The 17584-nt window shown below is 62.5% G+C and carries 17 protein-coding genes; all 17 read left to right on the top strand.

All coding sequences use genetic code 11. The annotated features are described in order from the left end of the window. The coding region (locus tag VMA09_15690; GenBank protein ID HUA35051.1) for an HAD-IIIA family hydrolase at positions 1–459 on the top strand (459 nt) is incomplete at its 5' end. 14 nt (positions 460–473) lie between these two features. Continuing rightward, positions 474–1439: a queuosine salvage family protein gene (locus VMA09_15685; protein ID HUA35050.1), complete on the top strand. Its 966-nt coding sequence runs from the start codon at positions 474–476 to the stop codon at positions 1437–1439. 175 nt (positions 1440–1614) lie between these two features. Further along, complete coding sequence (locus VMA09_15680; protein ID HUA35049.1) at positions 1615–1854, top strand: GlsB/YeaQ/YmgE family stress response membrane protein; 240 nt, start codon at positions 1615–1617, stop codon at positions 1852–1854. Positions 1855–2517: 663 nt separating this feature from the next. Continuing rightward, positions 2518–3369 carry an LLM class F420-dependent oxidoreductase gene (locus VMA09_15675; GenBank protein ID HUA35048.1) on the top strand — a complete coding sequence of 284 codons (852 nt, stop codon included), beginning with the start codon at positions 2518–2520 and terminating at the stop codon, positions 3367–3369. Then, a complete protein-coding gene (locus VMA09_15670; protein ID HUA35047.1) occupies positions 3357–4385 on the top strand; it encodes a Gfo/Idh/MocA family oxidoreductase in 1029 nt (342 codons plus the stop codon). The genes VMA09_15675 and VMA09_15670 overlap by 13 nt, the downstream gene beginning before the upstream one ends. Before the next feature lie 277 nt (positions 4386–4662). After that, positions 4663–5322, top strand: coding sequence for a TetR/AcrR family transcriptional regulator (locus tag VMA09_15665; GenBank protein HUA35046.1), 660 nt, complete (start codon positions 4663–4665; stop codon positions 5320–5322). A gap of 36 nt (positions 5323–5358) precedes the next feature. Further along, a complete protein-coding gene (hpnH, locus tag VMA09_15660) occupies positions 5359–6363 on the top strand; it encodes an adenosyl-hopene transferase HpnH (protein ID HUA35045.1) in 1005 nt (334 codons plus the stop codon). Between the two features lie 73 nt (positions 6364–6436). Next, positions 6437–7336 carry a farnesyl diphosphate synthase gene (locus VMA09_15655; GenBank protein ID HUA35044.1) on the top strand — a complete coding sequence of 300 codons (900 nt, stop codon included), beginning with the start codon at positions 6437–6439 and terminating at the stop codon, positions 7334–7336. Then, the gene (locus VMA09_15650; protein HUA35043.1) at positions 7333–8394 is read left to right on the top strand and encodes an alcohol dehydrogenase catalytic domain-containing protein; all 1062 of its coding nucleotides are present in this window, start codon (positions 7333–7335) and stop codon (positions 8392–8394) included. The genes VMA09_15655 and VMA09_15650 overlap by 4 nt, the downstream gene beginning before the upstream one ends. A gap of 62 nt (positions 8395–8456) precedes the next feature. Next, a complete protein-coding gene (gene shc, locus VMA09_15645; protein HUA35042.1) occupies positions 8457–10418 on the top strand; it encodes a squalene--hopene cyclase in 1962 nt (653 codons plus the stop codon). A 10-nt stretch (positions 10419–10428) separates the two neighbouring features. Beyond that, positions 10429–11598 carry a 1-deoxy-D-xylulose-5-phosphate reductoisomerase gene (locus VMA09_15640; protein HUA35041.1) on the top strand — a complete coding sequence of 390 codons (1170 nt, stop codon included), beginning with the start codon at positions 10429–10431 and terminating at the stop codon, positions 11596–11598. A gap of 4 nt (positions 11599–11602) precedes the next feature. Continuing rightward, complete coding sequence (gene hpnC, locus VMA09_15635) at positions 11603–12520, top strand: squalene synthase HpnC (protein HUA35040.1); 918 nt, start codon at positions 11603–11605, stop codon at positions 12518–12520. Beyond that, positions 12501–13421: a presqualene diphosphate synthase HpnD gene (hpnD, locus tag VMA09_15630; protein ID HUA35039.1), complete on the top strand. Its 921-nt coding sequence runs from the start codon at positions 12501–12503 to the stop codon at positions 13419–13421. Before hpnC ends, hpnD begins: the two co-directional genes overlap by 20 nt. 6 nt (positions 13422–13427) lie before the next feature. Beyond that, positions 13428–14789 (top strand): hydroxysqualene dehydroxylase HpnE, encoded by a 1362-nt coding sequence (gene hpnE, locus VMA09_15625; GenBank protein HUA35038.1) that lies wholly within the window; start codon positions 13428–13430, stop codon positions 14787–14789. Between the two features lie 4 nt (positions 14790–14793). Further along, a complete protein-coding gene (gene hpnA, locus VMA09_15620; GenBank protein ID HUA35037.1) occupies positions 14794–15795 on the top strand; it encodes a hopanoid-associated sugar epimerase in 1002 nt (333 codons plus the stop codon). 12 nt (positions 15796–15807) lie between these two features. Beyond that, complete coding sequence (locus VMA09_15615) at positions 15808–16704, top strand: carotenoid biosynthesis protein (GenBank protein ID HUA35036.1); 897 nt, start codon at positions 15808–15810, stop codon at positions 16702–16704. Between the two features lie 71 nt (positions 16705–16775). Then, positions 16776–17564 (top strand): SDR family NAD(P)-dependent oxidoreductase, encoded by a 789-nt coding sequence (locus VMA09_15610; protein HUA35035.1) that lies wholly within the window; start codon positions 16776–16778, stop codon positions 17562–17564. Positions 17565–17584: the final 20 nt, after the last annotated feature.

Here is a 17584-nt window from a genome sequence, read left to right as displayed (position 1 = left end):
AACGCGGCGTTGTTCCTCGATCTCGCGGGCACCCTCGTCGAGCTCGATGACTCGCGCAACATCCCGCGCAACTCGCGCGGCGATCTCATCATCAAGCTGCTGCCCAACGTCGCCGACAAGCTCGCCCCGATGCATGACCATCTGATGCTTGTCGTCACCAACCAGGCCGGCGTCAACCGCAAATGGTTCACGATGGAACAGGTCGAGGATGCGATGCGCGCGCTCGACGACCAGCTCGGCGGTATTCTCACCGGATGGCAGATCTGTCCGCATACGCCCGACGATAACTGCGAATGCCGCAAACCCAAGGCCGGCATGATCACCGATCTCGCGGAGCTCTACGGCGTCGATCTGAGAGCCTCGACAATGGTAGGTGACCAGGAGGTTGACGAACTCGCAGCCGAGGCCGCCGGCGTAGGCCGCTTCATCTACGCCCGCGACTTCTTCGGCTGGGATTGAAGGAACTGCTGCCGATGAGTGACGGATTGTTCGAGCGGATTCGCGAGAGCGCCAAGGCGGTTGCCGAGCGGGCGCAGTTTGTTCATGTCGAGCGCGATCGGATCGCCGATTACGCCGCGTCCCTGCCTGCCGATAAGCTCGTGCGGCCGAAACTCGATTCTCGCACACACTACCTCGGTCATGGCGAGGCAACCGCGGTTTTCATCCTGACGCTAGACTCGATCAATTTTGGCTCCGGCTATTTTCCGCATATGGCGAAGCGCCCCGGTCATTCCGGATACTTCACCGTCGCGGCGAGTCTCAAGGATTATTTCACTGCCAATGGCGCGCCGACTGCGAAGCAGCTTTCGACTTTCAGCCGCACCGAGGCAGCGCGAGTCTTCGGCCAGGATCTCACGAATCAGCCAATCGTCGAGCTGATCGAGCTGTTCACGTCAGGGATGCGACAGCTCGGATGGTTTCTCATCAACAACTACGCCGCGAGCTTCGAGGACATGCTCGGCGCCGCCAACGGCTCGGCAGAAACGCTGGTGCGGATTTTAGAGCGGATGATTTTCTTTCGCGACGTGCAGCGCTACGGCGACCTCGAGGTCCCGTTTTACAAGCGCGCGCAGTTAACCGCGGCCGATCTTTCACTCGCGTTCGACGGCGAGGGCTTCGGCCGCTTCAGCGATCTCGACCAGCTCACGATCTTCGCCGACAACCTCGTGCCGCACGTGCTCAGGATCGACGGCATCCTGCGTTACGACGATGCACTCCTCAAACGAATCGACGCGGGTGAACTGATCCCATGCGGCGCGCGCGAGGAAATCGAGATTCGCGCTTGCGCCCTGCACGCGTCCGAGTTGATTCGCGAGGCACTCGCGTCGAAGGGCTCGAAGGCGCGCTCGATCGATATCGACTACCTGCTCTGGAATCGCGGCCAGCAGCCCGACTACAAAGCGCATCCGCGCCATCGCACCAGGACCGTCTTCTATTAAGCTGCACACGCGATGCAGCGCAGCGGCTGCATGGCAATCGCGCCGCAAGCGCGCCGCTGCGGCCGCATCGCGAAAAAAGCCCGCAAACCGCGCCCTCATCGATGGCAAGCGCCTTGCTCTTAGTGCCTCGAGAATCGCGTCTCCGAAAAGGCGCGGACACTGGAGGCAACGCATAATGATCGCATCAATTCTGATCGGACTAATCGCGGGATGGCTCGCGGGCAAGCTGCTCAACGGCGAAGGCTACGGCGCAGTCTGTGACATCCTGCTCGGATTAGTCGGCGGCGTGATCGGCGCCGCAATCTTCGCGATGGTCGGCCTGCACGCCCACGGCGCCCTCGGCGCAATCGTAATCTCAACCGCAGGCGCAGTCGGTCTCGTCACGCTGACTCGAGTAATCACCGACGAACTTTAATTTGAATCGTTCACCGATTATCGTTGAGCGAACTGATCGGATCTGAATTTGGCGGTGCTGTTTTAGCTATGCCGACCAAGAATTTTCTGCCTCTCATTCATCCCGGCGAGATCCTGCTGCATAGGTCGAGCGTCCAACGCATCTAGATCGATTCACACCAGGCTGAGCTTCACTCTGCCAGGCGCGACGACGCCATTGCTGATTCGTTTTTCGTGTACTCGAATATCGACATCGTAACCTAGCCGGGCAAGCAGCTCGCAAAGCCTGTCTCTCGAAAATTTCTCCAAGCGACCTCTAACGAGGGCTGAGGCTTTGGGTTGGTCGATTCCCATGATCTTTGCGGCCTCTGCCCGGGTGAGTCCGAGTTTGTTGATTCGCCTGCCAATGAGAATCGCAATGTCGCTTTTGATATCGAATTCATCCGCATCGTGCAGCCAAGATCCTTAAATACACTGCCACTTCCGATCTCATAATCGACGCGAGCAGGTCTCATCTCAGATACACTCCTCAGGCGGACGCGCTTACCATCAATTCCGATGGCGCTTGTCATTATGCGCGCTTCGCCTAATCGGATTCTTGATGGGTGTTTGGCCTTTGGTGCCGCGGGGGGCTTCGCGCTAACTTGGTCGGCAATCATCGTCCGAGTTGGGTTGGAGGCCCGTGATGAAAATCGGAGTCCTTGCATTCACCGCCAGCTACACCGCTGATCCCGCGACCGTCGCAAAGATGTGCGAAGCGGCGGGTTTCGAATCGTTCTGGCTGCCCGAGCATCCCATTATTCCGTCGGTTCACAAGACGCCGTTCCCGCGCGGCGACGGCAAGATTCCCAAGGGCTACTACCACATGATCGATCCGTTCGTCGGACTCGCGCTCGCGGGCGCGGCGACCAAAACGATCAAGCTCGGCACCGGGATCTGCCTCGTGCCCGAGCGCGATCCGATCATCACGGCCAAGGAAATCGCGACTCTCGACTTTTACACCGGCGGCCGTTTCCTGTTCGGCATCGGCGCGGGATGGCTCAAGGACGAGAGCGAAATCATGGGCGTGGAGTTCCGCCGGCGCTGGCCGATGACGCGCGAGTACGTCCGCGCGATGAAAGAGCTGTGGACCAAGGACGAGGCGAGCTTCAACGGCGAGTTCGTGAAATTCCCCGCAGTGCATTGCAATCCCAAGCCGGCCCGCAAGCCCTATCCTCCCGTTCATATCGGACAGAACGGCGATCGCGGCCTGCGCAACACGGTCGAGATCGGCGACGGATGGGGTCCGATCGCGCTCGAGCCGGCCGCGCTCAAGGACGAACTCGCCAAGCTCAAGAAGATGTGCGACGAGGCGGGACGCGACTTCAGCCAGATCGAAATCACCATGTTCTCGCCGCTGGGCGGCAAGGACACGCGCCGCGCCTGCGACGACTATGCGGCCGCGGGAGCGCATCGCCTGATCGTTTTTCCTGAAGACCTCTCGCCCGAGGGCGCGCAGCGCGAAATCGAGGGCCTGGCGCGTCAATGGGTCGGATGATCCGCGGCGCGATTTCAGGTTTCGGCGAGGTCGCGGCGCGGGCGCATCTGATCGGATGGCGCACGCGCCCGAATATCACTCTGAATGTCATCCACGATCCGATTTCGGAGCGGCGGCACGAGGCGTTGCGGCTGATCGACGGCGTCAGGGTTTACGACGATCTGGAACTGATGCTCGACGGCGAGGCGCTCGACTTCGTCGATATCGCGAGTCCGCCCTCGCTCCATGCGAAGTCAGCTGCGACGGCTCTGGCAGCGGATGCGAGCGTGCTGGTCGAAAAACCGTTCGCACTCTCGCTCGAAGAGTTCGACGCTCTCGCCCGCGTCGCCGACGCGAAGCGGCGGGTCATGATGTGCGTGCATAATTGGAAGTACTCGCCGCCGTATGCGACGGCGCGCGAGGCGATCGCGAACGGCCGTCTCGGCGTTGTTCACTCGATGTCACTGGATCGCCTGCGCACGCAGCCCGCCGGCAAAGGCGGCGCGGGCGGGCGATGGCGCCAGTCAGCAGCCTCGGGCGGCGGGATTCTGATCGATCACGGATGGCATATCTTCTACCTGATGCAGTGGCTGCTCGGCGGCGCCGCGCCTGAGACTGTCGCGGCGCGGCTCGAATTCCCGCCCGGCAGCGACGCCGACGATGCGGCCGAGATGCGAATCGAGATGGCCGGCGGATGCGTCGCAACCTCGCGTCTGTCGTGGCGCTCGGGCCGACGCAGCACGTCAGCCGCGATCGAAGGCGATCGCGGCCGCCTCGATATCGAAGGCGACCAGGTCACGTTCACCGATCGCGACGGCCGCGCCCAGGATTTGACCGTGGCCGACGCGCCCGACGACTCGTATCACGCGGCCTGGTTCGCCGGGATGGCGTGCGACTTCGAAGAGGCGCTCATCGCGGGCAACGAGTCGACGATGGCACGCAGCAATCGAATCGAGGCCCGCAACTGTGTCGCCATTATTGAGGCCGCCCGGATTTCATCGTCGGAAGGAGGCCGCGCCCGGAAAATCGACCGGTAACACTGTCGTCAACCACTCAGACTGCACGATTTTTGACCCGAATATGTCTTCGATACCGGACTTTTTCACGCTACCTGCTGGTATCGCGTGTCTCCTGCCTGACCGATCGGACTGGACCGCCTTGACATTCGTGCCCGTCAAGGTACGATTACGATTGACCGAAAGGTTAGCCGTGTCTTCTGCTCCAGTATTTCGGGTTCGCATACCGATGTCGGGAGCGCAATCGTAACGGCTTGGTGTGTGGCGGACCGAGGCTGAACTCTTAGAATCGAGCTGGATGAGCACATCTCAGGACAAAGTGGCGCCTATCGAGCCGCGCGGACAGGCGCAGGATTCTCGCGACGAGATTCTCAAGGCCGCGATGCATCTGTTTGCCAACCGTGGCTTTCACGAGACCTCGATGTCCGAGGTTGCCCGCGAGGCGCACGTCAGCAAGGCGCTCATCTTCTGGCATTTCAAGACCAAGGAAGAGTTGTTCGTCGCGGTCCTTAACCGTCTGCTCGAGCCTTACTTCATCGACTTTGCCGAGGAAGCGGGCAAGCTTGACGAGCGCGCGCAAATCCAGAAGCTGGTCGAGCAGTACCTGCATTTCATCCACGAGAACGCGAGTTCGGTCCGGTTTTTCCTCGCCCAGATGATGCACGATCAGCATCTGTCGGAGACTCTCAGCGACCAGGTGCTGCGGCTCTACGGCGGCTACCGCGCGATGCTGGTTGAACTCATCGCGCGGGCGCAGGAAAAAGGAATATGCTCGCGGCGTTTCGCGCCCGAAGCGGCGGCCGGCTTCCTGGTCTCGGCGCTCAACGGGCTCTTGATTGAGCATCTATTTATCGGCGGCAGTTCGGTGGACACCGAGGCCGCGGTTGCGATGGTTGGTGAGTGGTTGTTTGGGGAAGCGGATCGCACTCCCCCCGCGGACGGCAGCGCGTCCGCCTGAATTACATCTTCATCCCGGCAGGAGACGACTTAGAAGATGCGCGTTCCTTTCAAGCAGATGATCGACCTTGGCCGCTACATGAGCAAAAAGAAGCGCGCCGGGGAGAAATATTTCCCGCTCGTGCTGATGCTCGAGCCGCTACATGCGTGCAACCTCGCGTGCGTCGGATGCGGCCGAATCGTCGAATACAAGGACACGATTCGCGACATGATGACGCTCGATGAGGCGCTGGACTCGGCCAAGGAATGCGGCGCGCCGATCGTTTCGATCTGCGGCGGCGAGCCGCTCATGTACAAGCATATCGCGCCACTGACGAACCGGCTTATCGAAGAGCAGGGCCGCCACGTCATGATCTGCACCAACGCGATCCTGCTCGAGCGTTTCGTCAAGAACGTCGGCCCCAGCAGCTACCTCAGCTTCAATATCCATCTCGACGGCATGAAGGAGACCAACGATCGCGTGACTGCGCGCGACGGTCACTTCGATATCGCCGTCAAGATGATCAAGATGCTCAAGGACAAGGGCTATCGCGTGCAGACCAACACCACCGTCTTCCGCGAGACCACCGGCGACGAGCTCGAGGAGCTGGTCAAGTTCCTGACCACGCTCGGCGTCGATGGGATGCTGCTGAGCCCCGGCTATCACTACCAGGTGCTGAACAACGACGAGCTCTACCTCAAGAAAGAGGAGATGCCGTACAAGTTCATGAAGATCAACGAGATGGCGCACGACCACAAGATCGTCAACACGCCGATCTACCTCGACTATCTCGTCGGCAAGCGCGATCTCCTGTGCAGCCCCTGGACCACGGTCACGCGCAATCCGCGCGGCTGGAAGGGGCCCTGCTACCTGATCACCAACGGGCACTACAAATCATTCGAAGACATGCACGCAGCGACTGATTGGGAGTACTACCGCTCCAAGCAGGATATCCGCTGCCGCGATTGCAAGCTCCACTCCGGATTCGAGGGCACCGTCGCGCTCGACTTCGGCTCGAACCTGAAAGATTCGTGGCGGATGGTGCGCCACTACATGCACTAGCGCGATACGAAGCGCCGCGTGCGCTTCGCATCCCGGCGCGCCGCGAGCGCTTTGGCGCGCCGACCCGGACCAAATGAGCACAGACTTCAATCTCGATCGTTATCTGAAAGAGCGCGTGCAAATCGTGGAACGCGCGCTCGCCCATGCCGTGCCTGAGCCTGCGGGTTCGGAAGCCAGGCTGTTCGAGGCGATGCGCTACAGCCTGCTCGGCGGCGGCAAGCGCCTGCGCCCCGTGCTTGTGCTCGCCTCGTGCGAGGCGGTCGGCGGCAAGCCCGAAGCTGCGATAGGCCTCGCCTGCGCGCTCGAGATGATTCACACCTACTCACTCATCCACGACGATCTGCCGTGCATGGACAACGACGATCTGCGCCACGGCCGCGCGACCAGTCACAAGGTCTATGGCGACGCGTTCGCGACGCTCGCCGGCGACGCGCTCCTGACCGACGCATTCAAAGTTCTCGCGCGCTCGGGCTCCGAAGCGATTCCGCCGCAGACCCTGCTCGAAACTGTTGCCGAGCTCGCTCAGGCAGCCGGCTCGGGCGGGATGGTCGCGGGCCAGGTGATCGATATCCTCGGCGAGGGCAAATCGAAGACCATCGAAGAGCTCGAAGAGCTGCACAGTAAAAAAACCGGCGCGTTGTTTCTCGCGTCGATCAAGGGCGGCGCGCGCCTCGGCGGCGCGGATCCCACCCAGCTCGAAATGCTCGATGCGTATGGCCGCGCGCTCGGCCTCGGCTTCCAGGTCGTTGATGATCTTCTTGATGTCGTGAGCACGACCGAGCAGATGGGCAAGCGCACGCAGAAGGATTCCGCGCACGGCAAGGCCACCTACCCCGCCATTCTCGGCATCGAGCGCTCGCGCGACATGGCCGACGAACTCAAGCATCGCGCGCATCGCGCAATTGCTCCGCTCGGCGACGCCGCCGAGCCGCTGCGGCATATCGCAACGTTCGTCGTGGAGAGAACCAAGTGACCGCCGCGGCCGTAATGAAACCGCAGATGCGTCCGCGGCAGGCGGTCCTCCTCGAACCGCGCGTGCTCGAGCTGCGCGACTGGATGCCGGCGCATCCGGGACCCGGCGAGCTGCTGATCCAGATTCGATGCGCGCTGAGCTGCGGCACCGATCTCAAGACTTTCCGCCGTGGGCATCCGCTGTGGCCAACGCCGACTCCTATCGGTCATGAGTTCTCCGGAGTAGTCGCCGAAGTCGGACACGGAGTCACCGCGTATCGAGTTGGCGACGAGATTATGTGTGCCCCCACCGCGCCCTGCGGCGATTGTTTCTACTGCAAGCGCGGTCAGGAGAATCTCTGCGACGATGCGCTCGGGCGGATGGTGCTCGGCGCGTATGCCGACATGATCATCCTGCCGGCTCACGTTGTCGCGACCAATACGTTCCTCAAGCCGCGCTGGCTGCCGTTCGAGGAAGCCGCGCTGCTGGAGCCGCTTTCGTGCGTCGTCCACGCGCAGGAGATCGCGAAGCCCGAGGCTCATGAGACCGCGGTGATCGTCGGCGCGGGCCCTTTCGGCCTGCTGCATATGATCACGCTGCGCGCCGCGGGCGTGCGGCAAATCGTGATGGTGGGCCGCGGTGCGCAACGCCTCAAGTGGGCATCGGAAATGGGCGCCGATCTCGTCCTCGATGCGTATCGCGACGACGTCGGAGCCGTGCTCGCGCGCCTCAACGGCGGCTATGGCCCCGATCTCGTTATCGAATGCACCGGCCAGATCGATGGCTGGCAGGATTCGATCAAGTTCATGCGGCGCGGCGGACGCGCGGTGCTGTTCGGCGGATGCCCGGTCGGCACGATGCTCAACGTCGATACGCGCCGGATGCATTACGACAATCTGACGCTGCTCGCGCCGTTTCATTTTCGTCCGCGCGACGTTGCGAAAACCCGCGAGATGCTGTGCGCGCGCGAGCTGAACTTCGGCGCTGTCATCAACGCGCATCGGCGGCTCAGCGAGCTCGAAGACGTGTTCGCGATGCTCGAGCGAGGAGAGATTTTGAAGTGCGCGATCACGCCATGAGCTCCAACAACGATGGCGCGCTTGATGGCGCGAACTCCGGGGAGAGACCAATCGAAGAATCCATGAACGAGACCGCAGAAGTCCAGAATCTCACCGCGCCGGCCGCGGGCGCGCCCCCCGAATACGTCGCCAGGATCGATTACACGATCGATCGCGCGCAGAAGTCGCTGATCGCGCTGCAAAAGCCCGAGGGTTATTGGCAGGCGCCGCTCGAAGCCAACGGCGAAATGAACGCCGAGTACATGATCTTCAGCCACTTCATGGACATCGTCGATCCCGAGCTCGAGCCGCGGATGAAAAAGCATCTGCTCGATCTGCAGAACGCCGACGGAAGCTGGAGCCTGTATCCGGGCGGCGAGGGCTACCTCTCGACGTCGATCGAGGCGTACTTCGCGCTGAAGCTCGCGGGACTGCGCGCCGGCGACGAGCCATGCATGCAGGCGCGGCGCTGGATCTTGTCCAAGGGCGGCATCGAGAACTGCGGCACGCTCGCGCGCTTCTATCTGGCCGCGATGGGCCAGGTCGGATGGCACGCGACGGCGGCGATTCCGATCGAGCTCGCGATGTTTCCGAACTGGTTCTTCTTCAATATCTACGAGCTGTCATCGTGGGCGCGCGGCACGCTGATGGCCCTGATGTATCTGCAGGCTGCGCGGCCCGTGAAGCAGATCGATTACGTGGCAGGAGTGCTCGAGCTGTTCATCCAGCCTCCGCACTTCACCAAGTTCAAGCAGCCGCGCGGCAAGAAGCTCGTCTCGCTGCGCAATGCGCTCAATGTCGCCGACAAGGGCCTGCGCGTTTTCGATCGCCATCATCTGCCGACGCTGCGGGCGCGTGCGATGCGCTTCGTCGAGAACTGGATCCTCGAGCATCAGGAGGGCAACGGCACCTGGGGCGGCATCGAACCCTGCTACCTGCTGAGCGCGATGGCTCTGAAGGCCAACGGCTACCGCAACGACCATCCGGTGCTCAAAAAAGCACTCGAAGGGATCAAGGAACTCATCTGGCACTTCGACGACTACTCGATGTTTCAGCCGTGCGTGTCGCCCAACTGGGATGCCGCGCTCGCTGGCCGCGCGTTGCTCGATTCGGAGCTGCCCGGCAACGACGAGTCGATCAAAAAAGTCGCGCGCTGGTTTATCGACAATCAGATTTTCAAGAAGGGCGACTGGTCGATTAAGCGGCCCGATCTCGAGCCCGGCGGATGGGCATTCGAGTTTTATAACGACTGGTATCCCGACGTGGACGATTCCGCCGTCATCCTGAGCGTGCTCGCCGAGGCCGAGGTCGATGACACGGCGGCCAAGGAGCACGCGCTCGCCGCCGGCGCGAACTGGGTGATGGGCATGCAATCCGAGGACGGCGGATTCGCCGCCTTCGACGTCGATAACGATTCGACCTGGCTCAACAATATCCCACTCGCCGATGTCGAGGCCGTCACCGATCCGTCGTGCCCCGATCTCACCGGCCGCGTGCTCGAGATGATGGCGGGCGTCGGCTATCGCGTCGATCATCCTGTCGCCAAGCGCGCGATTAACTGGCTGAAGAAGAATCAATCGCCCGAGGGCTCCTGGTGGGGACGCTGGGGCGTGAATCACATCTACGGAACCTTCTCTGCGCTCTCGGGTCTGCGCAAAATTGGCGTCGATATCAACGAGCCGTGGATCAAACGCGCAGTCGCTTGGCTCAAGTCGAAGCAGAACGAGGACGGCGGATGGGGCGAGAGCCCGCTCTCCGACAAGGACGCATCATGGCGCGGGCGCGGCACCAGCACCGCGTCGCAGACCGCGTGGGCGATGATTGGTCTCGTCGCCGGCGAAGACGGCATCAGCGATCAACTCATGCGCGGCGCGCAGTTTCTGGCCGAGCAGCAGAATGAGGCGGGCGCGTGGGACGAATCCGAGTTCACCGGCACCGGTTTCCCGAATCACTTCTACCTTCGCTATCACATGTACGCACATTACTTTCCGCTGATGGCGCTCGGACGTTTCCGCAAGCGCCTCCGGGAGATGGCATCGCACTGAACGGCGCACGATGAAGACAATTTCGATACTAGGCTCGACCGGCTCGGTCGGCGTTACGACGCTGGATGTAGTCGGGCGCTTCAGCGATCGGTTCAAAGTCGCGGCGATGGCGGCCGGGCGCAATCTCGATCTCTTCGCGCAGCAGATTCGCCGCTTTCGTCCCGACCTGGTCTCCGTCGCGACGCCGGAACTCGCGCGCGATCTCACCGAGCGGCTCAGCGATCATCGAGTCAGGATCGTTCACGGCCTCGAAGGGGCGGCCGCGGTGGCGACGCATCCCGCGACTGAGCTCGTAATGTCCGCGATGGTCGGCGCACTCGGCCTCCGCCCGACTCTAGCTGCGATCAAAGCTGGCAAGGACATCGCCTTCGCCAACAAGGAAGTGCTGGTCGTCGCGGGCGAGCTGATCACGCGGGCAGTACGCGAAAACGGAGTGCGGCTGCTGCCGGTTGATAGCGAGCACAACGCGATTTTCCAGTGCCTCGAAGGCCGCGGGCGCGAGGGCCTCAAGCGAATCGTCCTGACTGCCTCAGGCGGTCCGTTCCGCGAGCTTCCCGTCGCGCAGTTCGACTCGGTAACCGTCGAGCAGGCGCTCAATCATCCGACCTGGCGCATGGGTAGCAAGATCACGATCGATTCCGCGACGCTCATGAACAAAGGCCTCGAAGTGATCGAGGCGCGCTGGCTCTTCGATCTGACGCCGGAGCAAATTGGCGTCGTCATTCATCCACAAAGTGTCATCCATTCGATGGTCGAGATGATCGACGGCTCGGTGATCGCGGAGATGGCGGTGCCTGACATGGCGATCCCGGTTGCATACGCGCTGGCGTATCCAGATCGCCTCCCGCTCGATCATCTGAAGAAGTTTTCATTAACCAAGGCGGCGCGCCTCACCTTCGAGGAGCCGGACTTCAGCCGCTTTCCGTGCTTGCGCCTTGCGTTCGAGGCGCTAACTGAAGGTCACACGATGCCGGCGTGCCTCAACGCGGCGAACGAGGAGCTGGTCGCGGGATTTCTCGCGGGCCAGGTACGCTTCGTCGATATCCCGCGGCATATCGAAAACGTGATGCGGCGGCATCCGAATCGCGCCGCCCGCACGCTCGAGGATTTGCTCGGTACCGACGAATGGGCGCGCGCGCAGGCGCGTGAGCTGATCGGCGCGAGACCCGCGGCGGCGTAACGTCATGATTGGCAGCGAAGCAGGAATCAGAAGCGAGCGCCCGCTGCTCGGAGCCTCGCGGCGTGATACGCCGGGATCGACCGAGCTCGATCGCGCGTATGCGTTCTGCACCGCGCTCGCGCAGTCGCACTACGAGAACTTCACGATCGCCTCGTGGCTGATGCCGCGCGCGATGCGCAAGCATATGCACGCGATCTACGCCTACGCGCGGATCGCTGACGACTTTGCCGACGAGGATCGCGATCTCGCGAAGCTCGACGACTGGGGGCATCAGCTCGAAGCCGCCTACGCCGGTGCGCCGCGCGATCTGGTGTTCGTCGCGCTCGCCGACACGGTACGCAAGTTCGAGATCCCGAAAGAGCCGTTCGCCGATCTGCTCGTCGCGTTTCGCTCGGACGTGAATTTCCGGGGCTTCGACACGCTCGATGATCTGCTCGGCTATGCGCGCAATTCCGCAAATCCCGTCGGACGTCTCGTGCTGTATCTGTTTGGCTACCGCGACGACGAGCGGCAGCATCTGTCCGATCTCGTATGCAGCGGGCTTCAGCTCGCGAATTTCTGGCAGGACGTCGCAATCGATCTGGGCAAGGGCCGCATCTATATTCCGCGCGCCGATCTTGCGCGCTTCGAGATCGCGCCCGACGCACTCGGCAAGCCCGAGATTGCGGCGAAGTTCATCGCACTGATGCGGCATGAAGTCGCAATCGCGCGCGCGATGCTGCTCGAAGGCGGTAACGGTCTTTCGAGGCTCGTCGATCGGCGGCTCAGCCGCGACATCCTGATGTTCGCCGGCGGCGGGCTTGCGATCCTGCGCGCGATCGAGCGCGTCGGCTACGATGTTTTCGAGCGGCGGCCTAAACTGGAAAAGTGGGACTACCTAAAACTGGGATGGAGCGCGATCCGTGGACGCCTTCAAAACTGATTCCGAACAACTCGAGCGCGCGGGCTTCGAGCCGGCGCATACTTCGCTCGATGCCGACTACGAGCGCTGCGCTCATATCACCCGGAACTCGTCGTCGAATTTCTACTACGCCTTCATGCTGCTGCCCGCGGAACGCCGCCGCGCGCTGCACTCGGTGTACGCGTTCTGCCGCTTCCTCGACGACATTGCCGACGACGAAGGCTTCAGCGATCCGGCCGCGATGCTCGGGCGCTGGCGCGAAGAGCTCGAGCGCGTATACAACGGCGCGCCGACGCGTGCCATTTCTCGCGCGCTTACGGACAGCGTTCGCCGTTTCGAGATTCCGCGCGCGTATTTCGAAGAGATCATCTCCGGCGTCGAGATGGATCTTTCCCAGAAGCGCTACGCGACATTTGAAGAGCTGCGGCTCTATTGCTATCGCGTCGCGGCCGCGGTCGGCCTCATCTGTATCGAGATTTTCGGCTACAGCAATCCCGCCGCGCGTGAATACGCGGAAAACCTCGGCATCGCCTTTCAGCTCACCAATATCCTGCGCGACGTGCGCGAGGACGCGGGCCGCGGCCGTATCTATCTGCCGCTCGAAGACATCGAGCGATTTGAATTCAGCGAAGCAGAGCTGCTCGCCGGGATTTACGATGAGAACTTCGTGCGCATGATGGAATTCGAAGCGCGCCGCGCGCGCGAGTTCTACGCCAAGGCTGAAGCCGCTCTGCCCGAGGAGGATCGCGGCTCGCTGGTCACGGCGGAAGCGATGCGCCTCATCTACGGCACGCTGCTCGATCGGATCGTCGAATCGAACTATCGCGTGTTCGAGGGCCGCCTGAGTCTCTCGGCGCCGCGTAAGCTCTACCTCGTCGGCCGCGCGTGGGCGAGTGGCCGTTTCGGCGCGCGCCACGGATGACGCAGGATGATTGAGCCCAAGGACGTCGTTGTAATCGGCGGCGGCTTCGCGGGGCTCAGCGCTGGGGTCGCCCTCGCGGACAAGGGTTTCCGCGTGGCGCTGCTCGAGCGCAAGCCCGCACTCGGAGGCCGCGCATATTCGTTTGCCGATCCCGACACTGGTGACTCGGTCGACAACGGCCAGCACGTTCTCATGGGATGCTACCGCGCGACGCTGGATTTTCTCACCCGCGTCGGCTCGCGCGACAAGCTCGTGATCCACGACGATCTTGAAATTGACATGCTCGACGGTCGCGGCAAGAGCGCCTCGGTTCATGCCGCGCATCTGCCCGGCCCAATGCACATGGCGATGGCGCTGATGCGCTATCGGCACTTGACTATTGGTGAACGCCTGAGCGCGATGCGCGCCGGTCTGCGCCTGCTCGGGATGCATCGCCGCGACGAAGGCATCCTCGAGAAGCTCACCGTCGTCGCGCTGATGGACAGGCTCGGCCAGAGCCAACGCATCCGCGACACGTTCTGGTATCCGATTTCGATCGCGACGCTCAACGACGAGCCCGAGTCGTCATCGGCAATGCTGCTCGCGACCGTGCTCCAGCGCGCGTTCTTTGGCCGCCGCGCGGATTCATCGTTCGTTTATCCCAAGGTCGGACTTAGCGAGCTCTACTGCACGGGCGCCAGGAAGATCATCGAAGACTCGGGCGGCCTCGTCGAATCGCATGCGATCGTCGAAGCGCTCGACGTTGGCGAGGGCGGCAGGATCGCGAGCGTGCGCCTGCGCGACGGTCGCCGCCTCGGCGCGTCGAATTTCATCTCGGCCGTTCCGCCGCATCATCTGCTGCGCTTTCTGCCTGAGAACGCTGTCGCGGATCCGTTCTTCTCGCGCTTCGATGGACTCACGACTTCGCCAATCATCTGCGTGCATGCGTGGTTCGATCGTACCATCACCAATTCGGCATTCGTCGGCTTCATCGGCACGACCACGCAATGGATGTTCAACAAGCGGCGTATCTTCGAGCTGCACGGCGAGTCGCATCCGGGTTATCTGAGCTTCGTCATCAGCGGCGCGCGCCGGATCGTCGATCAGTCGAATGATGAGCTGCTCGACGTCGTCCTCGCCGACCTGCGCAAGATGATCCCGGCGGCGACGGACGCGAAGCTGCTCAAGGCTCTCGTGCTCAAGGAAAAGCAGGCGACGATGGCGCCCGACCTGCGCTCTCATGAGTTGCGCCCAACGGCATCGACGCCGATTCCAAACTTCTTTCTCGCCGGCGACTGGATTCAGACCGGCCTGCCCGCGACGATCGAAAGCGCGGTGATCTCCGGCAACGCGGCAGCCGACGCAGTCGCGGGCCGCGTCGGCGCCTAGCGCGATGGCATCTAAGACGGCACTCGTGACCGGGGGCAACGGCTTCGTAGGAAGCCACGTCGTGCGCGCTCTCCTCGCGCGCGGCGATCATGTGCGTGTGCTGTTGCGTGAAAAGGCGGACCGCAGCGCGCTCGTCGGACTCGATATCGAGCTCGCGATCGGCGACCTGCGCGACGCGTCATCAGTCGAACGCGCCTCCACGGGATGTAACGAGGTCTATCACGTGGCAGCCGATTACCGGCTCTGGCTCACCGACCCCGCTCCTATGTACGCGACCAACGTAGAGGGCACGAAGAACGTGATCCGTGCCGCGCGCGCCGCGGGCGTGAAACGAATCGTGCATACGAGCACTGTGGGTGCGCTCGGAATTCCGCACGGCGGAATCGGGCGCGAGGACACTCCCGTCACGCTCGAGCAGATGCCGGGGCACTACAAGCGCTCGAAATTTCTCGCCGAGCAGGAAGCTATGAAAGCCGCGCGCGAAGGCGCACCGGTCGTGATCGTGAACCCTTCCACGCCGATTGGCGAGTACGACTACAAGCCCACTCCGACCGGACGCATCATCGTGGATTTTCTCAACCGGCGGATGCCGGCGTATGTCGACACGGGACTCAACCTTGTTGACGCTGCCGATTGCGCGCGCGGCCATCTGCTCGCGGCGGAGCGCGGTCGAGTTGGTGAGAAATATATTCTCGGCGCGGAGAACATGAGTTTGAAAGAATTCCTTGCGCGGCTTGCGCGGCTCTCCGGACTCGCCGCGCCGCGCGTGCGAATCCCATACGCCGTCGCGTTCGGCTTCGCCCTCGGCGCCGAAGCGGTATCGCGCACCGTTACGCGGCGCGCGCCGCGCGCTAGCCTCACCGAAGTTCGCATGGCGCGCAAGCACATGTTCTTCGATTCATCGAAAGCGAAGGCCGAGCTCGGCTACGAGCCGGGTCCGGTTGACGATTCGATTCGCCGCGCGATCGAGTTTTTCAAAGCGATGCACTCGCGCACGGCCGCGTAGGGAGCGCCCGCGATGCATCTGCTGCTCTCGACGATCGCGCTCCGCCCTTACGTGTTCATCTTCCTCGCGAGCTTCCTTTTTATCGCGATCATCAACTTCGGCCTGCGCACGACGCTGCTCTTCACCATTCTGACCTACGTCGTCTCGCTCACGTGCGAATGGTCGTCGGTGCACAACGGCTTTCCCTTCGGGCTCTATCACTACATCGAGGCGACGCACGATCGCGAAATCTGGATCTTCGGAGTGCCTTTCATGGACTCGCTGTCGTTCACGTTCCTCGGCTTCGCGAGTTACAGCGTCGCTCTGCTGCTGAGCTCGCCGCTTTATCGCCAGGGCGCCGACCTTCGGATCCTCGATACGCGGAAGATTCGCCGCGCGCCGCGCGTATGGCTGATGGCCGCGCTGTTCATGGTGATGATCGACTGGGTGGTCGATCCGCTGAGCGTGCTCGGCGACCGATGGTTCCTCGGCAAGATTTTCTGGTACGACCCGCCGGGACCGCATTTCGGCGTGCCGATCAGCAATTACCTCGGATGGTATTTCGTCGCGGCGATCACTATCGCGATCTTCCAACTCCTCGACTCGACGATAAATCGCGGCGCGGGAAAGCCCGCCGGCGCACTTCCATCGATGCGCTCGCGCGCGCTGCTCGGCCCCGCGCTCTACACCGGAATCGTGCTGTTCGGAATCACGATGCTGTTTCGCATCGGCGCGAGCGGGATCGGATGGGCGAGCGTGTTCGTCTACCTGCCCTTCGCGTCCCTCGCGATTCATATCCTTACGCGCCCCGACTGCTACGGCGATCGCGCCGCGATCGAACGCCATCTCGCCGACTTTCCTTACGAGCGCGAACTGACTTGGAACGTCGAAGCTCCTGCGCCACGCGAATCGAGCCGTCGCAGCGCCTGACGCTTTCAAAATCTCTGTGATCGTGGCAATGCTCGCGAGTCGGCGATGGTCGCCGTGGAGGAACACTGCTCATGATGCTCAAGGATAAAGTTGCACTCGTCACTGGCGCGGGCTCGGGAATCGGGCGCGCCAGCGCGATTCGATTTGCCGAAGAAGGCGCGAAGGTGATGGTCGCCGACGTGCGCACCGAATCGGCGCAGAACACCGTCGCGGAGATCGGCAAGGCCGGAGGCTCGGCGAAGTCGGTCGCGGTCGATGTGCGCGTCGGCGCCGAAGTCGAGAAGATGGTCGAGGAGACGGTCCGTATCTTCGGCCGCCTCGATATCCTGTTCAACAACGCGGGCGTGTTCGTGCCGAAGAACGTAGTCGATACCACCGAGCAGGAATGGGACTGGGTCGTCGATGTGTGCATGAAGGGTGTGTTTTTCGGCTGCAAGTACGCGATCCCGCACATGATCAAGCAGGGCGGCGGCGTGATCATCAATACCGCCAGCGGCGCGGGAATCGAAGGCGTGCCGAACCTCGGCGCATACCAGGCGGCCAAGGGCGGCGTCGTCATCATGTCCAAGGGCATCGCGCTCGACTTCGCCAAGCACAATATCCGCTGCAACACGATCTGTCCGGGCGTGATCGAGACTCCGATCGCGGAGAACTGCAACACGATTCCCGCGGGCGCGTCGCAGATGATGTGGGAGCGCACCGGGATCATGCATCCGCTGGGCCGCAACGGAAAACCCGAAGAGGTCGCGGCGCTCGCGACCTTCCTCGCGTCGGACCAGGCCGCGTTTATCACGGGAGTCGCGGTGCCGATCGACGGCGGCTTCAACGCGGGCGCGTACGTGCCGCCGATCCGCGGCTAGCTCATCACAAGTAGTTAACA

The organism is Candidatus Binataceae bacterium (assembly GCA_035508495.1).
In the GTDB taxonomy this organism is placed as follows: domain Bacteria; phylum Desulfobacterota; class Binatia; order Binatales; family Binataceae; genus JASHPB01.
This window is presented reverse-complemented; position numbering and strand designations above follow the sequence as displayed.